This is a genomic window from Rhizobium laguerreae (genome assembly GCF_002008165.1).
Taxonomy (GTDB): domain Bacteria; phylum Pseudomonadota; class Alphaproteobacteria; order Rhizobiales; family Rhizobiaceae; genus Rhizobium; species Rhizobium laguerreae.
On the sequence record NZ_MRDM01000020.1, the window covers coordinates 20666 to 42218 of the forward strand.

General features: G+C 59.4%; 14 protein-coding genes. 7 read left to right on the forward strand and 7 right to left on the reverse strand.

All coding sequences use genetic code 11. The annotated features are described in order from the left end of the window. Positions 1–130 precede the first annotated feature (130 nt). Complete coding sequence (locus tag BS630_RS25980; protein ID WP_077979679.1) at positions 131–2200, forward strand: choice-of-anchor Q domain-containing protein; 2070 nt, start codon at positions 131–133, stop codon at positions 2198–2200. Positions 2201–2326: 126 nt separating this feature from the next. Here the strand turns inward: BS630_RS25980 and BS630_RS25985 are convergent, their stop codons facing one another. Both BS630_RS25985 and BS630_RS25990 read right to left on the reverse strand, forming a co-directional pair. After that, positions 2327–4456, reverse strand: a complete 2130-nt coding sequence (locus BS630_RS25985; protein WP_077979680.1) for a right-handed parallel beta-helix repeat-containing protein — start codon at positions 4454–4456, stop codon at positions 2327–2329. Further along, the gene (locus BS630_RS25990; RefSeq protein WP_077979681.1) at positions 4453–5778 is read right to left on the reverse strand and encodes an O-antigen ligase family protein; all 1326 of its coding nucleotides are present in this window, start codon (positions 5776–5778) and stop codon (positions 4453–4455) included. The genes BS630_RS25985 and BS630_RS25990 overlap by 4 nt, the downstream gene beginning before the upstream one ends. Positions 5779–6386: 608 nt before the next feature. On the opposite strand from BS630_RS25990, the gene BS630_RS25995 reads away from it, so the two are divergent. Genes BS630_RS25995 through fcl form a run of 6 tightly spaced genes read left to right on the forward strand, consistent with a single transcriptional unit; the run spans position 6387 to position 13984 of the window. Then, positions 6387–7337, forward strand: coding sequence for a glycosyltransferase family 2 protein (locus BS630_RS25995; protein WP_077979682.1), 951 nt, complete (start codon positions 6387–6389; stop codon positions 7335–7337). Further along, positions 7334–8434: a glycosyltransferase family 4 protein gene (locus tag BS630_RS26000; protein ID WP_077979683.1), complete on the forward strand. Its 1101-nt coding sequence runs from the start codon at positions 7334–7336 to the stop codon at positions 8432–8434. The genes BS630_RS25995 and BS630_RS26000 overlap by 4 nt, the downstream gene beginning before the upstream one ends. Continuing rightward, positions 8428–9573: a glycosyltransferase family 4 protein gene (locus BS630_RS26005; protein ID WP_077979684.1), complete on the forward strand. Its 1146-nt coding sequence runs from the start codon at positions 8428–8430 to the stop codon at positions 9571–9573. Before BS630_RS26000 ends, BS630_RS26005 begins: the two co-directional genes overlap by 7 nt. Further along, entirely contained in the window at positions 9570–11777 is a 2208-nt protein-coding gene (locus BS630_RS26010) for a GumC family protein (RefSeq protein WP_077979685.1), read from the forward strand. Before BS630_RS26005 ends, BS630_RS26010 begins: the two co-directional genes overlap by 4 nt. A gap of 52 nt (positions 11778–11829) precedes the next feature. Further along, complete coding sequence (gene gmd, locus BS630_RS26015) at positions 11830–12921, forward strand: GDP-mannose 4,6-dehydratase (protein WP_077979686.1); 1092 nt, start codon at positions 11830–11832, stop codon at positions 12919–12921. Then, the gene (gene fcl, locus BS630_RS26020) at positions 12914–13984 is read left to right on the forward strand and encodes a GDP-L-fucose synthase (protein WP_077979687.1); all 1071 of its coding nucleotides are present in this window, start codon (positions 12914–12916) and stop codon (positions 13982–13984) included. The genes gmd and fcl overlap by 8 nt, the downstream gene beginning before the upstream one ends. A gap of 304 nt (positions 13985–14288) precedes the next feature. Here the strand turns inward: fcl and BS630_RS26025 are convergent, their stop codons facing one another. From BS630_RS26025 to BS630_RS26045, 5 genes are all read right to left on the reverse strand, one after another. After that, positions 14289–14633 (reverse strand): YkgJ family cysteine cluster protein, encoded by a 345-nt coding sequence (locus BS630_RS26025; protein ID WP_077979688.1) that lies wholly within the window; start codon positions 14631–14633, stop codon positions 14289–14291. A gap of 169 nt (positions 14634–14802) precedes the next feature. Then, positions 14803–15852: a class I SAM-dependent methyltransferase gene (locus tag BS630_RS26030; RefSeq protein ID WP_077979689.1), complete on the reverse strand. Its 1050-nt coding sequence runs from the start codon at positions 15850–15852 to the stop codon at positions 14803–14805. A gap of 174 nt (positions 15853–16026) precedes the next feature. Continuing rightward, positions 16027–17085, reverse strand: a complete 1059-nt coding sequence (locus tag BS630_RS26035; RefSeq protein WP_077979690.1) for an alpha/beta fold hydrolase — start codon at positions 17083–17085, stop codon at positions 16027–16029. A 213-nt stretch (positions 17086–17298) separates the two neighbouring features. Continuing rightward, positions 17299–20064 (reverse strand): glycoside hydrolase family 2 protein, encoded by a 2766-nt coding sequence (locus tag BS630_RS26040; RefSeq protein WP_077979691.1) that lies wholly within the window; start codon positions 20062–20064, stop codon positions 17299–17301. Between the two features lie 102 nt (positions 20065–20166). Beyond that, positions 20167–21495: an extracellular solute-binding protein gene (locus BS630_RS26045; RefSeq protein WP_077979692.1), complete on the reverse strand. Its 1329-nt coding sequence runs from the start codon at positions 21493–21495 to the stop codon at positions 20167–20169. Positions 21496–21553: the final 58 nt, after the last annotated feature.

A 21553-nucleotide genomic window follows, 5' to 3' on the forward strand; every position in this document is an offset into this window, starting at 1 on the left:
ATAAGGCTATGCTTCTCAAGCACTTACTGTTGCGTTGCTGTTGCGCCCTCAAAAATGTCACCCTATAACCTGCCGCCGTAACGCTGGATTAACCACAAATATTAACGGGCGGGGGTTGAGGAACAAGACCATGACAACATATTACGTAGCGACAACTGGCAGCAGCGGCGGTAACGGCAGTACCTCCTCTCCCTTCCGCACGATCAGCGAGGCGATGTCGGCGAACCTAAGACCCGGCGACGAGGTCGTGGTGAAGGCGGGGACCTACAACGAAGCTATTAACATCGACACGGACGGCTCGGCGGCAGCCGACATCACGCTGCGCTCGGAAGTGCCCGGCGGGGCGCTGATCCGGCCGCCCGCGGGCTCGTGGAACGCGATCAGTGTCAACGCCAACTACGTGACAATCGACGGCTTTGACATCGGCGGCGCCAAAGGCGACGGCATCGAAGCGAACAATGCCCACCACGTCCAGATCCTCAACAACAAGGTCCACGGCAGCGGCGAGTCGGGCATCCAGTTCAACCAGTCGGACTTCATTCGCATCGAAGGCAACGAGACCTACAACAACGCGTCGACGGGCTGGTTCTCGGGCATCTCGATCTACCAGAACCGGAACATCACCGGCGATACCTCGACCGACGGCTACCGGACGATCGTGCGGGACAACATCTCGCACGATAACGTCACCAAGTCGGGTGAGCACACCGACGGCAACGGCATCATCATCGACGATTTCCAGAGCACGCAGACGAGCGGTCATCCGAACTACACGTTCAAGACCCTGGTCGACAATAACCTCGTCTACGAGAACGGCGGCAAAGGCATCCAGGTTACCTGGAGCGACTCCGTCACGGTGAAAAACAACACCGCATACCACAACAATCAGGACCCGGCGAACAGCGGCACCTGGCGCGGTGAGCTCAGCAACTCGGCGTCGAGCAACAACATCTGGGCCAACAACATCGCCGTAGCGGACCCATCGGTGAACAAGAACAACACTGCGATCGATAACACGTCGACCGACAGCTACACCAACAACAACGTCGTCTGGGCCAACAACATCACCTACAACGGCACGGCCGGCCAGGCATCGGTCAAGACCGACGGCGGCAACGCGATGCCGAGCGCGGCGAACGGCAACAAGCTCGGCGTCGACCCCAAATTCTCGGGGGCAGCGAGCGACAACTTCCACCTCGGCTCCGGCTCGGCGGCAATCGACAGCGGAACCGCCAAGTACGGCGTCGGGTCGGTCGATCTGGACGGCCACGCTCGCGTCGTTGGAACTGTCGACATGGGTGCCTACGAATCGGGCTCCAGCTCGACACCGGGAACGCCAACCACGCCAACACAACCGGGTACGCCAACCGCGCCGACGCAACCAGAAACGCCAACCACGCCAACGCAACCGGAAACGCCGACCACACCGACCACGCCGACGAAGGTATTCACCGGCACCAACGGCAATGACATCCTGCCACATACCGGTCAGTCCAACGGCGGCAACGAAACCTTCAAGGGTCTCGGCGGTAGTGACGTGTTGAAGGGCGGCGCCGGCGCGGATGTGCTCGACGGCGGTTATGGCACCGACACGGCCAGCTATGCGGGCTCCGGTGCGGTCAGCGTCAATTTGGCGACCAAGGCCGCAGCGGGCGGGCAGGCCACCGGTGACAAGATCGCCAGCATCGAAAACTTGACTGGCTCCAGCTACAGCGACGTGCTGACCGGCGGCAATGGCGGCAGCAACGTTCTCAATGGCGGGGCTGGGGCGGACAAGCTGGATGGCGGCGCCGGCGGGGACGTCATCATCGGTGGCGCCGGAAAAGACATCATGACCGGTGGCGTCAGCACCGGTGGCGTCAGCGCGGATACGTTTGTCTTCAAAGCACCGACGGAAGCCGGGTCTGGCTCGAACCGCGACATCATCACCGACTTCCAGCATGGCGTCGATAAGATCGACATCGCGGCGATAGATGCGAATGGTTTTGGGCTGGGCAATGGAACCTTCCATTTCCAGGCGCAGGAGAATGCCTTGTTCGACCATAAGGCTGGCGCGCTCGCCTGGCACTATGACGACCAGGCTGGATCCGCGAACGACGCTACCGTTATCCAGGGCGACCTGAACGGCGACGGCGTTCATGATTTCGAGGTTCAGCTGAAGGGCCTCGTCCACGTGGGCGCAGGCGATTTTCTCCTGTAACTATCACTTGTTGCGGCGGTCGTCCGATCGCCGCAACAATCGTGCTGGGCGAGTTTCCTCATCTCGATCCAGCCGCTCGGGCAGATCTCGCCGGTGCGGAACATCGCTCGTCGCGTCGCCCTTTTGTTACTCGGGCGGCGCGACTACGCTTTCGGTGTCCGCCCCAACCTTCTGAAGATCCTGTAAACTGCCAAATTCTCCCGAAGGCATGATCTCCGGATGTATTCGGAAGCTCTTGTCGTTCAAATTGCCGGTGTAGCGGTTATGCGCGAACTGCACGTATCCAGGCCCATGGTCAGGAGCGTAGACATAGGCTGCAAGCCCGTTGCTACTGTCGATCGACACGATATTGCTCTCGATACGATTGGGACGTGCCCATGGCGGACGCCAACCCCTGCCCGTACCGTCATCAACGCGAAAAGCCGCGCCCGATCCATGCGTGATGACGTTTCCCGTCACCAAGTTGCTCCAGCCGCCGTTGATGCCGATCGCCGATATATTGTCCGAGAGCGTATTTCCTTCGATGCGCACACCACTGGCCTTGCCATCCGTGTAGATCGCCCAACTGATAGGCGTCGGCCATTCATTGATATTTTCATATCCGAAAGGCCAAAACGTCCCATCGGCCCTGTTCATAAGTTGACCTGTCCCGGTGACCAGATTGTAGCGGATGCTGCTGTTCAGGAGGTCTGCCTGCTCGCCCATCAGCTTGATGGCACCGCCATCTGCCGTCTGCTGATTGGCATTACGGATCTCGTTATGTTCGATGACTGCGTCGTGGACTGCGTCTTGTGCCCCCCACAATGAGCCGCCGGCGATACCGAACTGCGCAGTATTTTCGACCAGGTTATGAGCGATCCTGATACTGTCGGCCGCCTGGAACCATATGCCCGCGGTTTCAAAGTAGACCCTTCCAATGTCATGAATATGGTTCGAGAGGATTTTGGCACCGTCGGATTTGCCGAAGCTGCCATAGGTCGTGCCAACGTAAATCCCGTTGCCAGCCACATCTCCAATCACGTTGCCGGCAATCAAGACACCTTTGCTCTCGGAAACATGGATGCCGACGCCGACATTGTCGATGGAGTTGCCGAGCAGCCGAACACCATCCGAGTGATCGAGCCGTATGGCCCCAAAGCTTCTGGTGTCGGTACCGAACTTGCCGCTGCCCCGCGGATCCCCATCCCGAAACTGGAGCCCCGATACAACCATCCCGTCGGCTCCATCCAGCCTGAAGAAGGTCGGCAGGATGCCGGCTACAGCCGTAGAACCTGTTGGTAGCCCATTGGTCGGGATATAATCGAGTTGACCCTTGGTGCGGTCATACCACCACTCCCCAGGCGCATCGAGCAGCGCTGCCGCCCCGGTCAAAAAATAGCGGCTGCCTTCTGCGGTGAAGAAATAGCCGGTGCCTTGGGTATTTATCGCCCGGTTCGCGGTGTCGACTGAAACCACTGGGAGGGTATCACTGCCCCACTGGCTGCCGGGGTGAAAACCACCAACGATGTGGGCGACAAGGCCTGCTGCATTTTTTGAGATCGGAAGATCGCCGGCATGGAAGCAAAAACGCGTGTTACCATGCCATAAGTCGTCGTCCTGCGTGCACTTAGCCGCGAAAAGCCACCCTTTGCGCGGATCTCCATCGAGTGGAGCGTTGGGAAAGCGAGCCTGCGTCTGGCGCGCGCCGCCGACGAAAAGATCGCCCAGATCCCGGCCCGCAGGCAGCTTCAGTGACGCCTTCCAGCGACCATCGTCCTGCGCCGTCCAATTGCGAATGATCGGGCCGCCGTGCAGAACCGGCGCCTCGTTGCATCTCGCCGCGATGATCAGGCCCGCATCGCGAGCATCGAAGACTATCGGTTCAGCGAGATAGTAATCCCCATTGCCCATTGCGATCGTATTCTGGCCGCCCTTCTGGCGCGCAGCATCCCGCGCTCTTTCAATACTGGCAAAAGGACCGTCTGTACGCCGAGAATTTGCTTTAGGAAGGTGCCCGCTCCAGGTGTCTTTGCCATCGGGAGAGACATAGAATACTGCCCGGGGCGCGGATGTTCCGGTCATTATGTTGCTCAGTGAAGTCCCCTTCAGCTTGTCCGAAAAGGTCGCCGGCGAAGCTTCCGCGCAGGTTGCCTCCCTGACCGCCGTCTGCAGCCTGTCGGGCGCATCTGCGTCTGGGCGCACCGGAGCCAGCTTGCTCGGCTGCGGAAAGAGCATCGCAAGCAAAATGCTCAAGATCGGTGCGAAGCGCAGCCTCATGAGATTTGCAGCTCCGCCGTTTTGCTGCGGGCCGGTGCTCGCAATTGCCGGCCGGGGGCCGTCGAAGCAACAACAGGCTTGTATAGAGAGAACATGATGATGGCCGTTGTGAACAGAATGAAAATCGCGTCATTCTGGATCAGGAAGATTGTCTCGGTCAGGTTCATCACCAAAATCACAACCGTGAAGACGTTCAACCAGAGCCAGCCATAACGCGGGTCCCCGCATTGGAGGGCCGCGCCTTGGCGGAGTGCCTGCAAAAGCATCAGAGCGAACAAAGTCATTCCGCTTGCTCCGAAGCTCAGCAGCGTATCGCGGAATCCATTATGGGCGTGGGGAGCCATCCATTGGATCTTTGACCAGATAATCCAGGCTTCGGGATTCGCCTCTGTCCAAAACGCTTGGTAGCCGAAGCCGAGCAGCAGATGATCGGCGATCTGACCATCGACCAGCTCCCACAAGGGCACTCGACCCGTCAGAGTGGCATCCTTGCCAAGCGCCTCAAGGAATGGGACCAAGAACTCGTGAAGCAAAAGGAGGATCCCGACGAAGATTTGAACGAAAAACAGGATGAAGACAATGCGACCGACGCCACGGATTCGCTGCAACATGGAGTAGAAGCCGATCAGGCAATATGCCGATACCGTCGCAATTGTCGCGGTCATCGATCCGGAAAGGAAGAGACAAGCCCCGCCCGCCATCAGCAAGATCAAAGCTGCTCGCCGCAAGCCTGGATTGCCGTCCATTACGATGGCGGTCGACACCAGTATCATCATGCCGGCGTACCAACCAAGGCTGTTCTTGTGGATGAATATGCCGCGAACCGCGCTGTCCGTGGGCATGCGAGCGAGCCCCGGTGACACTAGAAGAAGCAACAGGCTAAGGACGATACATGTTCCGAAGGTGGCAAATGCGATGAGAAGCAACTGCCTCGGTGTAAAGCGTATGGCCAACACATAGGCCAGAAGTACGGTGAAGAGCAGGCCGATGGCACGCCTGAAAGTCGTCGACGGGCCAACCGACCAGAAGACAGACACGAAGGGCATGGCGACCATCAGGGGGACAAACCAATTTCGCTTCAGCGCTATGATGAATTGCGGAGAATTTCGTGCCAGCATCAGCAATGTAAACCCGTATACCGGTAAACAAAGCAGACGCAGTATAGACCTGGCATGATCGCTCAGGCCTCCGTCGGCATCCGCCAGCATGAGCGGGAAAAGCGCGCCTGTCTGAAGAAAAAGGCATAGGCCGGCGCCCCAGCACTCTATTGCCCGCCAACTGACAGTCGGCCCATTCGCTATTCTAAGCGTATACGCTCTCATTACCCGTCCCGATTTGCTTGGACAGATGAGAGGCTGTTGATCGCGGCAATTTGGAAAGACATGGGTCCCCTTTCATAGCTGCGCTGCTTACCAACGAACAATCATCCCGCCATATCCCCGGTCAACCAACGCAAACGAAGGCGGGGCTAAGCCTAACGTCCATACCCACCACCCAAGGGCGTTGTTTGGATTAAGCTTGCAGTCTACCCCTCCCCCAAAAGTTGGTGCTGGGGCCTACGACATTGCCCATAAGAGGAGATGTCACCCGTGACCAATCACCGGTAGCTTGACGATGAAAGCATACCGCGAAGCACGTCGCGCCGAGCCGCAGTTCCGGTGAAGTGAGGCAATAATTCTGGCGCAGCCGGCTGTTGGCAGGTGACGCTTAGAAGGGTTGGGATTGCAATGGTTCTGCGTCATGGTCCTGGTTTTGTACGTTATATAAAGGGAGCGTCACGCGTTGCGGCGTTGTCGGCGGTGACCCTACCGGCTCAAAGCGAAATCCTGATCGAGCTGAACTCCTTCCATCAATTCGCGCTGCCAAACGCGCGAGCGTTCGCAACTCTGGCGCACCGACGTGTCGCCCAGCGACGCGCTTGAGGGGTGTCATGGAGCGGCCGACATTCAGCGTCCTTATCAACAACTACAACTACGGTCGCTTCGTCGAACGAGCGATTGACAGCGCCTTGAGCCAAGAGGCGTCCAACGTTGAGATAATCGTCGTCGACGACGGCTCGAGCGATCAGTCGCGCTCTGTTCTCGACGGCTATGACAAGCGGGTGGCGGTGCTTTTCCAGGAAAACCAGGGACAGGCCGCCGCCATAAATGCTGCTGTGAAGTTAAGCAGTGGCGACATCCTCTGTTTTCTCGACGCCGATGACTGGTGGGCGCCAGGTAAGCTGTCGGCAACAGCCGCTGCTTTCCAATCCAATCCTCAGGCATCGCTTGTTTATCACCGACTTCAGCCAACGCAGACCGATGGTTCACCAGCCTTCAAGCCAATCCCTCGGACCCTGTGTTCAGGAAATTTGTCGCCACGGCTCGCCAGATCGGCTGGTTGGTGGCCCTTCCCGATGACATCAGCTATCGCTGTAAGGCGTAGCGCGTGGGATGCTGCAGGGGATATTCCCGAGCAGTTCCGCATGTCTGCAGATGCCTGGCTCACAGGCATCTACCCATTTCTGGGGGGCGTTGTCGCCTTGTCGGATCCACTCGGGTTCTATCGGATTCACAACAACAATTGGTATCGGCCAGTCGATGACGCCGCCATGCTGCGAAGGCGGATGGCCCATTGGCAGGCTACCGTTGAAGCGACGAACCGGTTTCTTTCCGCGCACGATCTGGCGGGAAGGCTGCGTCTGACCGATCACTATCCGTACCGGGTGGCCTCAGCCAGACTGCAGGGCGCCGATACACGCACCCGGTTCAGACTTGCTATGGAAGGGCTCTTTTTCGCCGGAGAACCAAACTTGCTGAGGCGGACGCGTGATGCATTGCGCACAGCCTGCGACCTGCCTCGACTTGGTAAGGATGTCGGCGTGTCGGAGTCAGCGGGATGAAGGCGCTGCTACTGGTTTCCGAATTGGAAGACTACACCATCTCCTTCGCTAGCGGCGTTGCGCGACATGCGCACGTCGTCCTAGCGGTTCCGCGCCGGCGCTACGCACATCTTGCTCCATGGATCGATCCGGCTGTCGATCTGCACCTGATGGACTGGCCAAGGCACCGCTCGCTCTCCAATCCCTGGTTCCTGCACCAACTCACACGTCTTATCCGGCAGGAGCGGCCGAACGTCATTCACCTTCTGAGCAACTCGACGCTCTGGTTGAACTTTGCCGCGCCGTTCTGGCGCCCAATCCCGATCGTGACCACCGTCCATGACGTGGAAGTGCATCCCGGCGATTCCGACACCCGCACGCTGCCCGCCTGGGCTCCCCAATTGATGGTGCGGCAATCGGGTCATGTCGTCGTCCATGGCGAAGGGCTGAAACGAATGGTCCTCGAGCGATATTCAAAATCGCCTGATTGTGTCCATGTCCTGTCGCATCCCGCCATTCATCGCTACGCGGAACTCGCTCGGCGGCACAAGATGGCGCGGCGCGGCGCAGATGGAACTTTGCGCGTTCTGCTGTTCGGACGGATTTTTGCTTACAAGGGATTGGAGCATCTGATCCGTGCCGAGGCGATGCTCAAGGACCTGCTCCCCAATCTACGCATCACGGTCGCTGGCCGCGGCGATAATCCGTGGATCTTCCAGCCCCTTATGGGGGACGCCGGCCGCTATGATATCCGCAACCGCTTCATCGAGGATATGGAGGTCGCCCAGCTCTTTCTGGATGCCGACATCGTTGTCCTTCCCTATACGGAAGCCTCTCAAAGCGGCGTCCTCAATCTTGCCGCGGCATTTGGCAAGCCAGTTATCGTGACTGATGTCGGCGAATTGCGAGCCACCGTTCTGCCAAACGGACTGGGAATGGTGGTTCCACCGGGAGATGTGGAACAGCTCGCGAGAGCCATCTGGACATTGGCGGAAAATAACGAGCTCAGAAGCAATTTCGGGACCAGCGCGCTTGCATGGGCTACAGGTCCGAATTCGCCTCAACAGGTCGGAGCACAGGCTGCGGCCGTTTATCGTAAGGTGGTCGGGGCATGCTAATGAACGCGCTCACGGATGGGAATCGGGTAGCGATGCGGAACGCAGCAGCAACCGTCCGCCACTACGTCCCGGGTGGTTGCGAAAACGGTGGCGGAATTGGCAGGCTCGTCGGCTATATATCGAACACGGCGAAGGAGGCCGGCGAAACACACCTCGTCACCGATACCAGAGGGCCTCGGTGGTCCTCAGTTGCGTCGCCTGTGCGCCTGCTCGGCGCCGTCTTGATGATGGCGAAGGACCGGATAATTGCTCCGGCACGCATTCACCATATTCATGTCGCGGGTCGCGGCAGCACCGCAAGAAAACTGATCCTGACCGAGGCTGCCCGTCTCCTCGGATGCTCTCACATATTGCACCTGCACGACTACGACTACGCGACCGACTTTGCCGCACGCTCGCCGCGTCAACAAATGCTTGTACGCCGGATGTTCCAACATGCCGACCAAGTCGTGGCACTGGGCCAGCGCGACCGCATGACGCTCACGACGCTTCTCGGCGTGGAAGAGCGCCGCGTAGTCGTCATCGGCAATTGTGTTCCCGACCCCGGGCCGCGAAATGTTCATGTCGGCGAGATGCCGTTGATCATATTTCTCGGCCGGCTGAGCGAACGCAAAGGCGTTCAGGAGCTTCTGCTTGCCTTAAGTCATCCGATCATGAAAGAGCTCCGGTGGCGAGCCGTGCTGGCAGGCGACGGACCTGTGGAAGACTACCGGCGCCAGGCTGCCGCCATGGGACTTTCAGATCTGGTGAAAATGCCGGGCTGGCTTGGCGCCGACGAGGCGCAAGCCTTGTGTACACGGGCAGATATCCTGGTCTTGCCTTCGCATGCCGAGGGCTTGGCAATGGCTGTGGTCGAAGGGCTTGCCCATGGGCTCGCCGTCGTCACCACGCGCGTCGGCGCGCATGGCGAAGTCATCTCCGACGGTGAAACCGGCGTCTTCGTACCTGTCGGAGACAAGGATGCCCTGGCTGCGGCGCTGGCTAAGCTCGTCACCGACCCGGAAGTCCGCAACTATCTGTCGGCCAAGGCCCGCGCTCATTATCTCAACAATTTCAGTATGAAGGCTTACATGCGATCGCTGGACAAACTCTACGACGCGATCTCCGCGCAACCTCAAACGACGGCGGGTGAACGATGACTATTTCGACTGTGCCGCCAGACCGCAACACCTCGCTCTCGTCGATGCGCTACGATCCCCGGCTTCAGGTAGAGACTCGTTCGGATGACCTTGATCTGACTTCGGGCCTGCGCCTTATCCGGCGACGGGTGGTCATGATAATGGCCATCGTCATGCTCCTTATGGCGGTTGCCGCAACCGCGATTTCGGGATTGAAGCCGACTTATCATGCCGAGTCCCGGCTGATCATCCACACGCCTCTGGCGACAAAGCTCGGCACCGACGAGTCCAGCCGCAACGATCCGCTGGACGCCACATCCGAGACCGAACGGCTTCTTTCCAGAAGCATCGCAGAGCGGGTAATCCGCGACCTGCGGCTCAATGAATGGCCGGAATTCAATCCGGCGCTGCAAGAAATCTCGCCTATCGACAAGATCCGATCAATGCTACGCGGCTGGATCGACAGCGAAAAACCGTCCTTGCCGATACGGGACAGCATCGAGCCGATAATCCCAAAGTACTACAAGGCCCTCCGCGTTTGGCGCGATGGCCAGGGTGACGTCATTCAGATCGGTTTCGATGCGAGCGACCCCGAACTGGCCGCCTCGGTCCCGAACCGGCTCATCAGCATCTACCTCGAAGAGCGGAAGGACAGTCTGCGCGGTCGAGTGGACGCAGCAGAAGAATGGCTTCTGCTGCGCATCGACGAACAGATGGGGCGCGCCAAGGCAGCACGCGATGCCGCCGACGTGTACCAGAAAACGACCGACGTTGCCTCAAATGACGACGATCAGGTTGAACAGATCAAGTCGATAATGGAGCTGGGCGAGCGGCGGACAAAAATCGAACAAAGCCGCGCTGAAGCGAGAGCAACGATAACCGCACTCGAAGCGGCCGACGACCCCTCGCTCGTCCTGCAGAATATGGTCATTCCCGACAGCATTGGTGCAATGCAACGCGAGCTTCGTGCGCAGGAGCAAGATCTCGAGCGCCTTCTTGAGACATATGGCAACACCGCCGACGCCGTGGTCGACACGCGCGCCAAGATCCTTAAATCCCGCACCGATCTCAGCCTTGCGACCGACCGATATCTCCAATCGATACGCGCCAAGCTTGCGGCGCTCGATCATGAGGACGACGCAATCCGGTCGGCATTGGCGGCCGCTCATGAGAAACGCACTCGCTCTGCCCTGGCGCAAACCGAGTTGGCCCGACTCCAGCACATGGCTGACAAAGAGCAGACGGCGCTGGATAAGCTCGAGGAGCAGCGCCGTGGCCTGGCTGCGCAAGCGATGCTGCCGGGCGCGGAACTGGAAGTTTTGTCACCGGCCGCGGTGCCGCTGGCGCCGCAGGGACGCGGGCGGCTTTTCTATTTGATCGGCGCCCTTTTGGCTTCGATATCGATCGCGGTGACGGCCGCTTTCGTGGTCGAGATGTTGGACAATTCAGTCCGCAGCTTCGACCAGATGGCCGGAATGTCGCGCATCGTACCCGCCGGATTCATCCCGCACCTGAAACGGAAAGACCGGAGAGATCCGTCGATGCTCTTCGGGAGCATCCAAGACGGGATGTTTGACGAAGCAATTCGCTCGGTCATGACTTCGCTTAAACAATCCAATGGCGGAAAGTTGCCCAACAGTATTGTTGTGACGTCGGCTCACAGCGGAGAGGGCAAGTCGCTTGTCGCCAGATCCCTGGCAATAGATCTCGCCGCCAACGGAATTCCGGTGCTGCTTGTCGATGGCGACCTCAGACTCGGAAATCTCGACTCGTTTTTCAAATCAGAGCTAAAGCAGGGGTTGAACGAATTCCTGTGTGGACAGGCCGGAATGCGGGACATCATCCATCACCATCCAAGCGGCATCGACTTCATCCCGGCTGGCAATGCCAGTCTCCATCGGCGCGTTCGTTTGACTGATGCGGCTGACATCGTCGCGATGGCCGCCTCACAGGGCCAAATCGTCATCTTCGACAGCGCACCTGTGCTCGCCTCGGCTGATACGATGCATCTGACAGCGTTAGCAGAACGAACGCTAGTGGTCGTAAAATGGGGAAAGACGAGCCGTCGGGCCGTAGAGTTTTGCCTACATCAGCTGAAGACCGCGCGCAACGCAGAGATTGCCGTTGCCATAAATAACGTCAATCCGAACAAACACGCCATGTACAACTTCAGCGATTCAGAACTGTTTGCGAGCTCACTGAGGAAGTACCACGAGTTCACATGAGTTCGAACAGCGTGTCCGCCTGATTCCGTCGAAATAAATTACGGAGACCGCAGTGAAAAACGAAAATAAAGTCGCGCTGATTACGGGTATAACGGGTCAGGACGGTGCGTATTTGGCCGAATTGCTCCTGGAGAAGGGCTATATTGTTCACGGCCTCAAGCGACGCTCATCGTCCTTCAACACCAGTCGCATCGAGCATCTATACGAGGATCCCCATGTCGAAAATCCTCGCTTTATTCTGCATTACGGGGACATGACCGATTCAACGAACCTCATCCGCGTCGTTCAGGAAACGCAGCCGGACGAAATCTATAATCTCGCCGCACAGAGCCACGTTCAAGTCTCTTTCGAGACGCCGGAATATACGGCTAACGCCGATGGAACCGGCACCCTTCGGCTGCTTGAAGCAATTCGCCTCCTGGGGCTGACCAAGAAGACCCGCTTCTATCAAGCATCCACCTCAGAGCTCTACGGCAAAGTGCAGGAAGTCCCGCAGAGCGAAACGACACCTTTCTACCCCCGATCCCCATACGCGGCGGCCAAGCTCTACGCCTATTGGATTGTGGTCAATTATCGCGAGGCATATGGCATGCACGCCTCGAACGGCATTTTGTTCAATCATGAAAGCCCGATCCGCGGCGAAACATTCGTGACGCGCAAAATCACCCGGGCGGCGGCTGCGATCCATCTTGGGCTGCAGGAAAGGCTTTATCTCGGCAATTTGGACGCCAAGCGCGACTGGGGACATGCACGAGAATATGTGCGTGGCATGTGGCTGATGCTGCAACAGGACGAACCGGAGGACTATGTCCTTGCGACCGGCGAAACGCACTCGGTTCGTTCCTTCGTTGACAAAGCCTTTGCCCATGTGGGCATGCCGATTGATTGGCGTGGGAACGGGGTTGAGGAAAAGGGATACGATAAGACATCCGGTCGGTGTGTGGTGGAGATCGATCCGGCTTATTTCCGTCCGACTGAAGTTGATCTTCTGATCGGCGATCCGACGAAGGCGCACACGAAGCTTGGCTGGAAACATCAGACCAGTCTTGATCAGCTGGTTGCAGAGATGGTTCGCGAGGATCTGAAAGTCATGGCACGAAATGTTCCGTCGGTCGGCGCAACCAAAGGTTTTGCCTATGCCTGAGGTGATCTACAGCCTAGCCGGAAAGAGGGTCTATGTCGCGGGCCACCGCGGCATGGTGGGCTCTGCAATCGTCCGACGTCTCGCTTCCGAGGGCTGCGAGATTTTGACGGCCACCCGCGCCGAGGTCGATCTCAGACGGCAGGAGCAGGTGGAGGCGTGGATGAGTAAGCATCGTCCCGACGCTGTCTTCCTGGCTGCTGCGAGGGTCGGCGGTATTCTCGCGAACGCTACCTATCCGGCCGACTTCCTTTACGACAACTTGATTCTCCAAGCGAACGTCATCCACGCCGCCCATAGAGCTCACGTCGAAAAACTGATGTTTCTGGGCTCGTCCTGCATCTATCCGAAATTCGCCGATCAGCCGATCGTTGAGGACTCACTTCTGACCGGATCGCTTGAGCCCACGAATGAATGGTATGCGATCGCCAAAATAGCCGGATTAAAGCTCTGCCAAGCCTATCGCAAACAGCACGGTAGAGATTTCATCTCGGCCATGCCTACTAATCTTTACGGTCCAGGCGACAATTTTGACCTCGGGTCAAGCCATGTCATGCCGGCGCTCATACGCAAGGCGCATGAGGCCAAGGTCAACCAGCAGCAAGAGATATGCATCTGGGGTACTGGCACGCCGCGGCGCGAATTCCTGCATGTTGACGATTGCGCCGACGCCTGCCTCCATCTCATGAAAACCTATTCCGCCGAAGGTCATGTGAACGTAGGTTGTGGCGAAGACATTACCATCCTCGAATTGGCATACCTCGTCTCCAAGATCGTTGGTTTCGAAGGCAAGATCACGCGCGACCTCACCAAGCCAGATGGCACGCCACGTAAACTCCTGAGCGTCGACAAGCTTCGCACTCTCGGCTGGTCTCCTAAGATAAGTCTGAAGGAGGGCATCGCAGATGCCTACCACTCCTTCCTTGAAGGCCATCATCTCGAACGCAGCGACAGAGCTACGTCCGCCGACTTCATCGGTCAAAGCGACATCAGTTTCGAGAAAGCGAAGAGTTCGGCACCGCATGCGCCCACGCTCTCGACCGTTGCGCATCATCCCTCGCCATAGGGAATTTGCACGAGGGATAACAGGGGTTTGTCTCGGGGGGGACGCATATGCTGGGATGGCGCAAATTATGCAACCTGTAGAAGTCAGGATTGCAGCGCTCATTTTCCTGATCGTCGTGTGGATGATGATTATCGGTGCGGCAGTGGATTTTTTCGCGGTCGAAATGCCGATATCGCTTGTCGCGCTATTAGGCAGATAGTCCACATCGGATGGCTCCACCGGGCCTTACCTCCGGCTGGACTTTCGGACCACAATCGCTGCAGCAAAGTCGACAGGCGAAGAGAGGAGCCGGACGGAACCCGCCTCAGTTGATTGGCGGTTCCGCATCGATGTGACCGGGCGGCAAACTTGGCTGACCGAGCCCGAAGAACGCGCGCGCGGTCAAGCATGCGTCATCCCCTGGGACGCAGGCGCGGCAGACGTCAGGCCGAAGATCGTACACTTGACAGGATGTCTCTGAACCGACGCGACCGACCAATGCGGAGCAACGCGCACCGTCGCAACGCATTCCTTGCTGGTTCGCGGCTACGAAATGCGCCGGCAGCAAATCGAGAGCAGCGTCTGTTTCGGTGGAAAATCTGGGCCAGGTCGGCGAGAAGGAGCAGCAGGCTCCGCAGCCTTGGCAATCGAAATCGATCAATGATGTCATGGCCCGCTCCTACCACACAGCCCGCCAAGAGCAAAGCCTTCGCACGATTTACCGCCGCCGTTGAGGATAGGGCGGCTGGCGTTCTGCTGCAAGCCAGACGCCGCACTCGTCGACTTTCCTGACGAGGCCGGGAATGCGGCGCGGCATTTCCAACGGGAGGCGCGACCTGTCAGGTGGCCTCGAGGATCATGTTGAGGGGCGTCTGGGCTGCACGCCGGATATGAGTGAAACCGCCTGAGCGGATCACCTCGGCCAATCGCCGCTCTCCCGCCTGCGCGCCGAGTGCGAGCCCTGTCTCCTGCGCAAGCGAGGTCGGAACGCAGATCATCGTCGAAGCTGAGTAATAGAGCCGTCCAACCGGATTGATGTTCTCCTCCAGCGTATCTCCGGCCATTGGTTCGACCACCATCCAGACGCCACCCTCTTTTAACGCCTTTCGAATATGAGCCGCAGCCGCTTTCGGGTCGCCCATATCGTGCAAGCAGTCGAAGCAGGTGATCAAATCGAAATCCCGGCCGTCGAAATCCTGCGCCCGGCCGACCTCGAAGTTCAGGTTCGTCAACCCGTGTGCCTGGGCGTGCGCGGACGCAGCGGCAATCGAGCCTGGATGGAAGTCGTAGCCCACAAAGCGGGAATTGGGAAACGCCTGCGCCATCAGGATCGTCGATAACCCGTGCCCACACCCAACGTCCGCCACCTTCGCACCCATCTTCAACCTGTCGGTGACACCGTCGAGCGCCGGCAGCCAGTCCTGCACAAGGGCGTTGACATAACCTGGGCGGAATAGTCGCGCGACGGCGCAGAACATGCAGCCGGCCTGATCGCCCCAGGCAACGCCTCGGCCGGTTTTGAAGGCGGACTGCACCTTCGGCTGGTTCTCGACCATCGCAGCAGCGGTATCGAACGCGCCGATCAGATTGACCGGGCTATCCGGCTCGGCAAATACGAAGGCCTGTTCGGGCGTCAGCGAGAACAATCCTCGCTCATGGTGCACATAACCCGAGGCAGCCTGTGCCGCCAGCCACTCGCGGACATAACGAGGTGCGCATCCCGAGGCATCGGCAAGTTCGTCGGCCTTCACCGGCCCGATCTCCTTCAGCGTCCTGTACAGCCCGAGAGCATCTCCGATCCGGACCAGCGGCACGCTGACCGCTCCGCCGAGGTCGCCAAGGACGCGGCCCACGAGTTCATTGAGCGTTGTTTCGTTGATTTCCGTCATGTGAATTCCTCCCGGTGCTCGGATGGCGTCCTGCCATCCGCGATGCCAAGGATGAAGCTTGCCGTCTCGGCGAGCATGAGGCGGTTGTCCCGCGTCTGCGAAGAAATCCACTCCTTGGAGGGACACATGTCCCGTCGGCATCGGAGGAGGTGTCTATCCACCTGCAGAGCGGGACTATCGGGAGAGCGCGACGACGATCGCTTGCGAGCGGCTATGCACGCCGAGTTTGCTGAATATCACCGACAGCTGGTTTCGCACGGTCTTTGCACTCTTGCCAAGCCGTTCGGCGATCGCGCGGTTATCTAGCCCCTCCGCGACAAGGTCGAGAAGGGCGGCCTCGGCGGGTGTCAGACCGGCCTCAATGACCGCGCGCGGCCGCACCGACCGATCCTGCCCGAGAAAGGCAGCAAGTTCCGTTTGAAATACATTCCAAGCGGGCTCGTCCGGCAAGAGCACATGGTTCTTGCTCTCAAGCGGCACGAAGCTCGCGCCCGGAATCGCGGCGGCGAGCTTGCAACCCTGGTCAAACGGCACGCGCATGTCACCGCGGCAGTGTGCGATCAACGTCGGGACGCGCAACATCGCCGCAAGGTCGAGCACGTCGATCCCCTGCATCTGCCAAAGCAGTTGTGCGGCGACGTCGGCCGTTGCCGTTTGCCGCTCGAGATCGCCCCACCAGCGATGCTGTTCAGGCGTGCCGTCGGGGATAAAGAGATTGGTGAAGAACCGGCAAAACGCCGGATTATCGCGTCCCCAGCCGATGCGAACGAAATTGACAAGGGTCTCGGCTTCCAGCCGCTCCGCCTCGGTCTGAGCTCTGGCGCGGGCACCCTGACCGTAGGCGTTCAGAAGCACCAGATGCGATACTCGCTCGGGATACTTGAGGGCATATGCGATAGCGAGCGCGCCGCCCTGCGAAAGACCGAGGAGCACGAAGCGCGGCTCCTCGATCGACGCTGCCACGGCAGCAAGGTCTGCGTGCCACGCTTCGACCGAAAGATCAAAGACATGCCGGTCCGACAGACCGCAGCCGCGCGGATCGTAGCGCACAAACCGGTTGTGGGCGGACAGCGCCTGGAGCCACGGCCGCCACACCGGGCTTTCGAGATCGTAATCGACATGGCTCAGCCAGTGCGCGGCCCGCAGGATCACCTGACCCTGCCCGCAAGACGCCATGGCGATACGGGTGCCGTCCTCGGCGGTAGCGAACCGTATGGTCTGACTGAGTTTCATCGGTCGAGAATATCGCAGCCGAAGATCGCATAACAGACCTATCTCCTACGGGATGATTCTCCTGGAAGACAGTGCAGCCTGGGAGGCTTGCTACGAAGCCTTTCGATCCGTTTCGCCCGCTTCGGGCCATATACTCGACCAGCGACCCGAACCCTCCCGCTAGCGCTTGAGCCAAAGCGAAGTCGCCGCGACCTCTGTTGACTGTCACTGAGCTCACGGTCTAATGGCAAGAGCGAGGAGGCCATCGTATAGCGCGGTGGCAAGCGGGTCGGCGTCCGGTGCCTCCTGGTGGAGGCGGAAGGTCGTCGCAACCAGCTTACCACGGCCGAGCCGCTTTTCGATGATGAAGGCAGCGGGTTTGTGAACCCAGCCGATGACGACACCGGCGTGCACGCGACCCTGGAATTCCCAGGGACGGAGGCCGGCCATCACCTGGTGCGGCGCGACGCCGGTGAAGGACAGGTCGAACAGCGGACCGCCCGGCACATGAGCGAAGACACCATCCCGGCGCAACCAGGAAAAGTTGCCGACCCAATCGCCGCGCCAGATCGATTTGTGACGATTGACGAGATTGTAGCCGGGAAAACTGAAGAACGGCCCCGAAACCATGCCGCCGGCACCCGGATCGATTTCGATCGACATCGGGCCATCGCGCGGCGGCGCGTCATCGCGCAGGCGGCCGGGGTCCTTGTTGACGATCTGCAGCACCCGCTGGCCGGAATGGATTGCCTCGACGCGATCGGCATCGATGTCCTTGGTGACGAAGACATCCGCCTCGTGCAGCGACACGCTGACATGGCCAAGGGCTGATAACCTCTCGGAAATCCCGTCGTCGTGCGAAGCAAAGCGAATGGGGGGCACATCGCGCTTAACGTAGACCGCGAGTGTCTCGGAATTCTGAGACAGCACGCTTCCATCGGGCGACACGACCTGGAACCGGGCCTTTTGGATCTCGGGCACCGGCACCGCACCTGCTGTCGCGGTGATCGGGGCATTATGAACCTGCATCGGCGCCATGGCCGGCAGCGGTATCTCGCCTTTTTCAGCGCCAAATTCCCAGACGAGGCGACTGCCTTCGGGCAGTGCTGTTCCGCCGCTCGACACCTTGATGTCGAAGCTGGTCGTCTGGCCTTGATAGACGGCGTGGCGGGCAGCACCCGGCGCGATGACGATGTCGGAATTGACGGCCGGCAGCGCTTTGGCGAAGACGCGCGGATTGCGTGCCATGTCCATCAGCCCGTTGCCTTCCCAATGGACGTCGGTGAGTTCGGTGATGACATAACCTCCGATCGGCGCGTGCGTTCGGATAACCTCGATCTCGTATTTCAGATTCATGTATTGATACCACTGCACCTGCTCGATGAACTGGCCGAGATCGCCAAACACTTTCTCAAGAGCGAGTTCGCGGAAACGGGCTTCGATGCCCTGCGGCAGTGCCGTGCCATCCGCCCAGGTGGCACCATAGGCCATCCACCAGGGGTCGCGGCCGTTCTTTTCGCGCAGACGGGCAGGATCGGGCAAACCCCAGACGCCGAACTCGGAGAGGACAAGCGGTTCCTTCCTCGTGCGCACGGTTTCCTTTTCGGTTGAGAAGGTCCAGTCGGCATTGCCTGCGAATTCGCGGCAGAGCGTGTCCCATTCCTCGCGCCGATCCACCGCCGTTCGGTAGAAGTGGTAGTCGTTGATGTCGGTCTTGACGTGGACGTTCGGGAAGCAGGCGGAATTGTCGACAACGAGCCGTAGCGGGTCTTCGACACGCAGCCAGTCGACCATGTCGGAAATCCATTGCCGCTGTTCGGCCGCTTCGCGCAGCCGGGTGCCCCAATCTTCATTGATCAGGGTCCAGATTACGATGGAGGGGTGATTGCCGTCACGGGCGAGAATACCTTCCATGGTCGTGCGCAGGCGCTCGGCGGAGGCCGGGGTGAAGGTCTCGATATTTGGAATTTCGCTCCAGATCAGCATGCCCAGCCGGTCGGCGACCTCGTAATAGCGCGGGTCCGGCACTTTGATATGGCAGCGCAGGCAATTCAGTCCCATTGCCTTAGCCTTGCGCAACTGGTCTTCGAGCAGGTCGAGCGAAGGCGGCGCGCCGAAACCATCGGGATAGTAATCCTGATCGAGCGCGGCGCGCAGATAAAGCGGCTTGCCGTTCAGATGCAGGAAGCCGTTCTTGGCTTCGAAGCGGCGAAAGCCGAAATTTTCCTGCCTGCTGTCGATCTCGACACCGTCGGCGCTGAGGATCGTTGTGATCGTATAGAGGTTCGGGCTGTCCGGCGACCATGGCGCGACGGCGTCGAGCTGGATCGAATGTTCGAGGGTATTGCCGGCGGCCGGAATGTTTCCGGTAAAGACGGACATGCCCTGCGGGCCGATGATCTCGATTTTCAGCGAGCCTGCAACCATGCTCGCAAAGCGGGCTTTAAGATCCAGCCTGGCTCCCGGCCAAATCGGGTCGAGGCGAAGCGATGAGATGTGAGCGGGATCGCGGGCCTCGATGAGGACGGACTGCCAGATGCCGCCTTGCGGGCCATACCAGCTCTGCTTGCCGTGCGGGATCTCCGCAAAATCGGCACCACTCTCGTTGCGATAAGCATCCGGCAGGCAGGCCAGGACCTCGACGGTGTTCTCCGCCTTCAACAGAGGGGGTGGAATCACGAATTCGAAAGGAAGATAACCGCCTTCATGACGGCCGATCTCAGTGCCGTTGATGGAGACGGTGGCCAAATCGCTGACGGCACCGAAGCGGATGGCGATTTCCCGAGCCGACCATTCTGCGGGGAGCGCGAAGGTCCTGCGATAGCTTGCCGATCCGAAGCTGACGGCGAGATCCTCGAAACACGCCTGCCAGTGCGCCGGCACCTTTGCATGCCGCCAAGCACGATCGGTCTCGTGGCGGAACTCCCAGGTCCCATCAAGGGAAAGCGTTTCGCGGAGCGGCGTGTTCGCTGGGGCGAGCGACTGAGAATAGGCGTTCATCGGTTGTCCTTGGAAGTCGGCTTTTTCAATGGGGTTCCGAGATACGCACGGAGCAGCGCGTATCCCGGCGGGAGACCAACCCCTCAAGAGGGGTTGGAGGAACTAGCGATTGCGACGCAGGACGCGCTCGACGCCGGCCTGCATCGCTTCAAGCGTTGCCTGCGGATCGGTGCCGGTCAGCCACATCGCGTTCAAGTCGGTGATCATCGCGTTGTAGACTGCACGTTGGTTCTGGATCTGCGGCAGTGACGTGGCATTTTTGGCAGTGTCGGCAAACTCGGCGCGATGCGGCAGGGCCTTGAACTCTTCGGAATTCAGAACCGACTGACGGGTCGACAAATGGCCGGTGCGCGACCATTGGAAGTTGTTGTCGTTCAGAAACTTGAGGAAGGCGAGAGCGGCTTTCGTCTTGTCTTCGCTGCGATCGTCATCCTTCGGGATCACCCACATATGGCTGTCGGCCCAGACGGAGGGCTTGGCGTAGAGTTGCGGCACATTGGCGACGCGATAGTCCTTGAGGGCCACTTTGCCGCTCTTGGCCTGGGTATCGTAGTTGTCGACGCCCCAGGTGCCGTTGATCAGAATCCCGGTTTCGCCGTTGAGGAACGCCTGTTCGGAGCCGGGATAATCCAGCGCCGGATTGGCAAGACCTTCCGAGAATATCGACGAGATCAGCTTGGCTGCGTTCAGCCCTTCCGCTGTATTGATGCTGGCCGTCTTGCCGTCGTCGGCGAGGACATCGACGCCCTGCTGCCAGAGAAGCGTGTCGAACAGGCGCACCATCATGCCTTCCGAACTCTGGGCTTCCGAACCGATATAGTACTTGCCGGTCGTTTCCTTGAACTTCCTGCCTTGCTCGAGCAGTTCCTCGGGCGACTTCGGCAGGATCGGCGAGCCGTCTGCGTTCACAAGGCCCGCTTTCTTCATCAAGTCCATGTTGACGTGGAAGAGCAGCGCATGAAGGTCGTATGGGAGGGCATAAATTTCATTCTTGGCGGTAGCGTTCTTCAGCGCCGCCGGTACGAAGTCGTTTGTCTGGATACCGAGATCGGCAATAGGCTTGGTCAGCGGCGTCAGGAGATCCCGGTCCGAAAAATTCGGCATAATCGAGGCATGCATGACGGCGACATCAGGGATGTTGCCGGTGGAATAAGTCGCGGTCAGCAGGTCGTAATAGGCGCCCCATTCGGCCGTCTGGGTGACGACCTTGGCGCCGATGGTGTTTTCTGCGTTGAACTTGTTGGTGAGCGCGGTGATGATGCCACATTCGCCATTGGCCTTGGTCACGTCTGTCACCTCGCCGTATTCGCCTTGGCAATCGCCGAAGAAGCGGAAGAACGAGATGTCGACTGCTTGGGCTGCTCCTCCCCAGAGCGCGGTCATCAGTGTCGTGGCGAGCGCCAGACGTTGCAGCATTTTCGTCTTGTGCATCATATCCTCCTTGCGATGCCGTTGCGAAAAACCCGTCCCGGCATGGCCGGTTCGGCCG

Coding starts and splice junctions, on each gene's coding strand:
- BS630_RS25980 (WP_077979679.1), top strand. CDS start 131: ATGACAACATATTACGTAGCGACAACTGGCAGCAGCGGCGGTAACGGC.
- BS630_RS25985 (WP_077979680.1), bottom strand. CDS start 4,456: ATGAGGCTGCGCTTCGCACCGATCTTGAGCATTTTGCTTGCGATGCTC.
- BS630_RS25990 (WP_077979681.1), bottom strand. CDS start 5,778: ATGAGAGCGTATACGCTTAGAATAGCGAATGGGCCGACTGTCAGTTGG.
- BS630_RS25995 (WP_077979682.1), top strand. CDS start 6,387: ATGGAGCGGCCGACATTCAGCGTCCTTATCAACAACTACAACTACGGT.
- BS630_RS26000 (WP_077979683.1), top strand. CDS start 7,334: ATGAAGGCGCTGCTACTGGTTTCCGAATTGGAAGACTACACCATCTCC.
- BS630_RS26005 (WP_077979684.1), top strand. CDS start 8,428: ATGCTAATGAACGCGCTCACGGATGGGAATCGGGTAGCGATGCGGAAC.
- BS630_RS26010 (WP_077979685.1), top strand. CDS start 9,570: ATGACTATTTCGACTGTGCCGCCAGACCGCAACACCTCGCTCTCGTCG.
- fcl (WP_077979687.1), top strand. CDS start 12,914: ATGCCTGAGGTGATCTACAGCCTAGCCGGAAAGAGGGTCTATGTCGCG.
- BS630_RS26025 (WP_077979688.1), bottom strand. CDS start 14,633: ATGACATCATTGATCGATTTCGATTGCCAAGGCTGCGGAGCCTGCTGC.
- BS630_RS26030 (WP_077979689.1), bottom strand. CDS start 15,852: ATGACGGAAATCAACGAAACAACGCTCAATGAACTCGTGGGCCGCGTC.
- BS630_RS26035 (WP_077979690.1), bottom strand. CDS start 17,085: ATGAAACTCAGTCAGACCATACGGTTCGCTACCGCCGAGGACGGCACC.
- BS630_RS26040 (WP_077979691.1), bottom strand. CDS start 20,064: ATGAACGCCTATTCTCAGTCGCTCGCCCCAGCGAACACGCCGCTCCGC.
- BS630_RS26045 (WP_077979692.1), bottom strand. CDS start 21,495: ATGCACAAGACGAAAATGCTGCAACGTCTGGCGCTCGCCACGACACTG.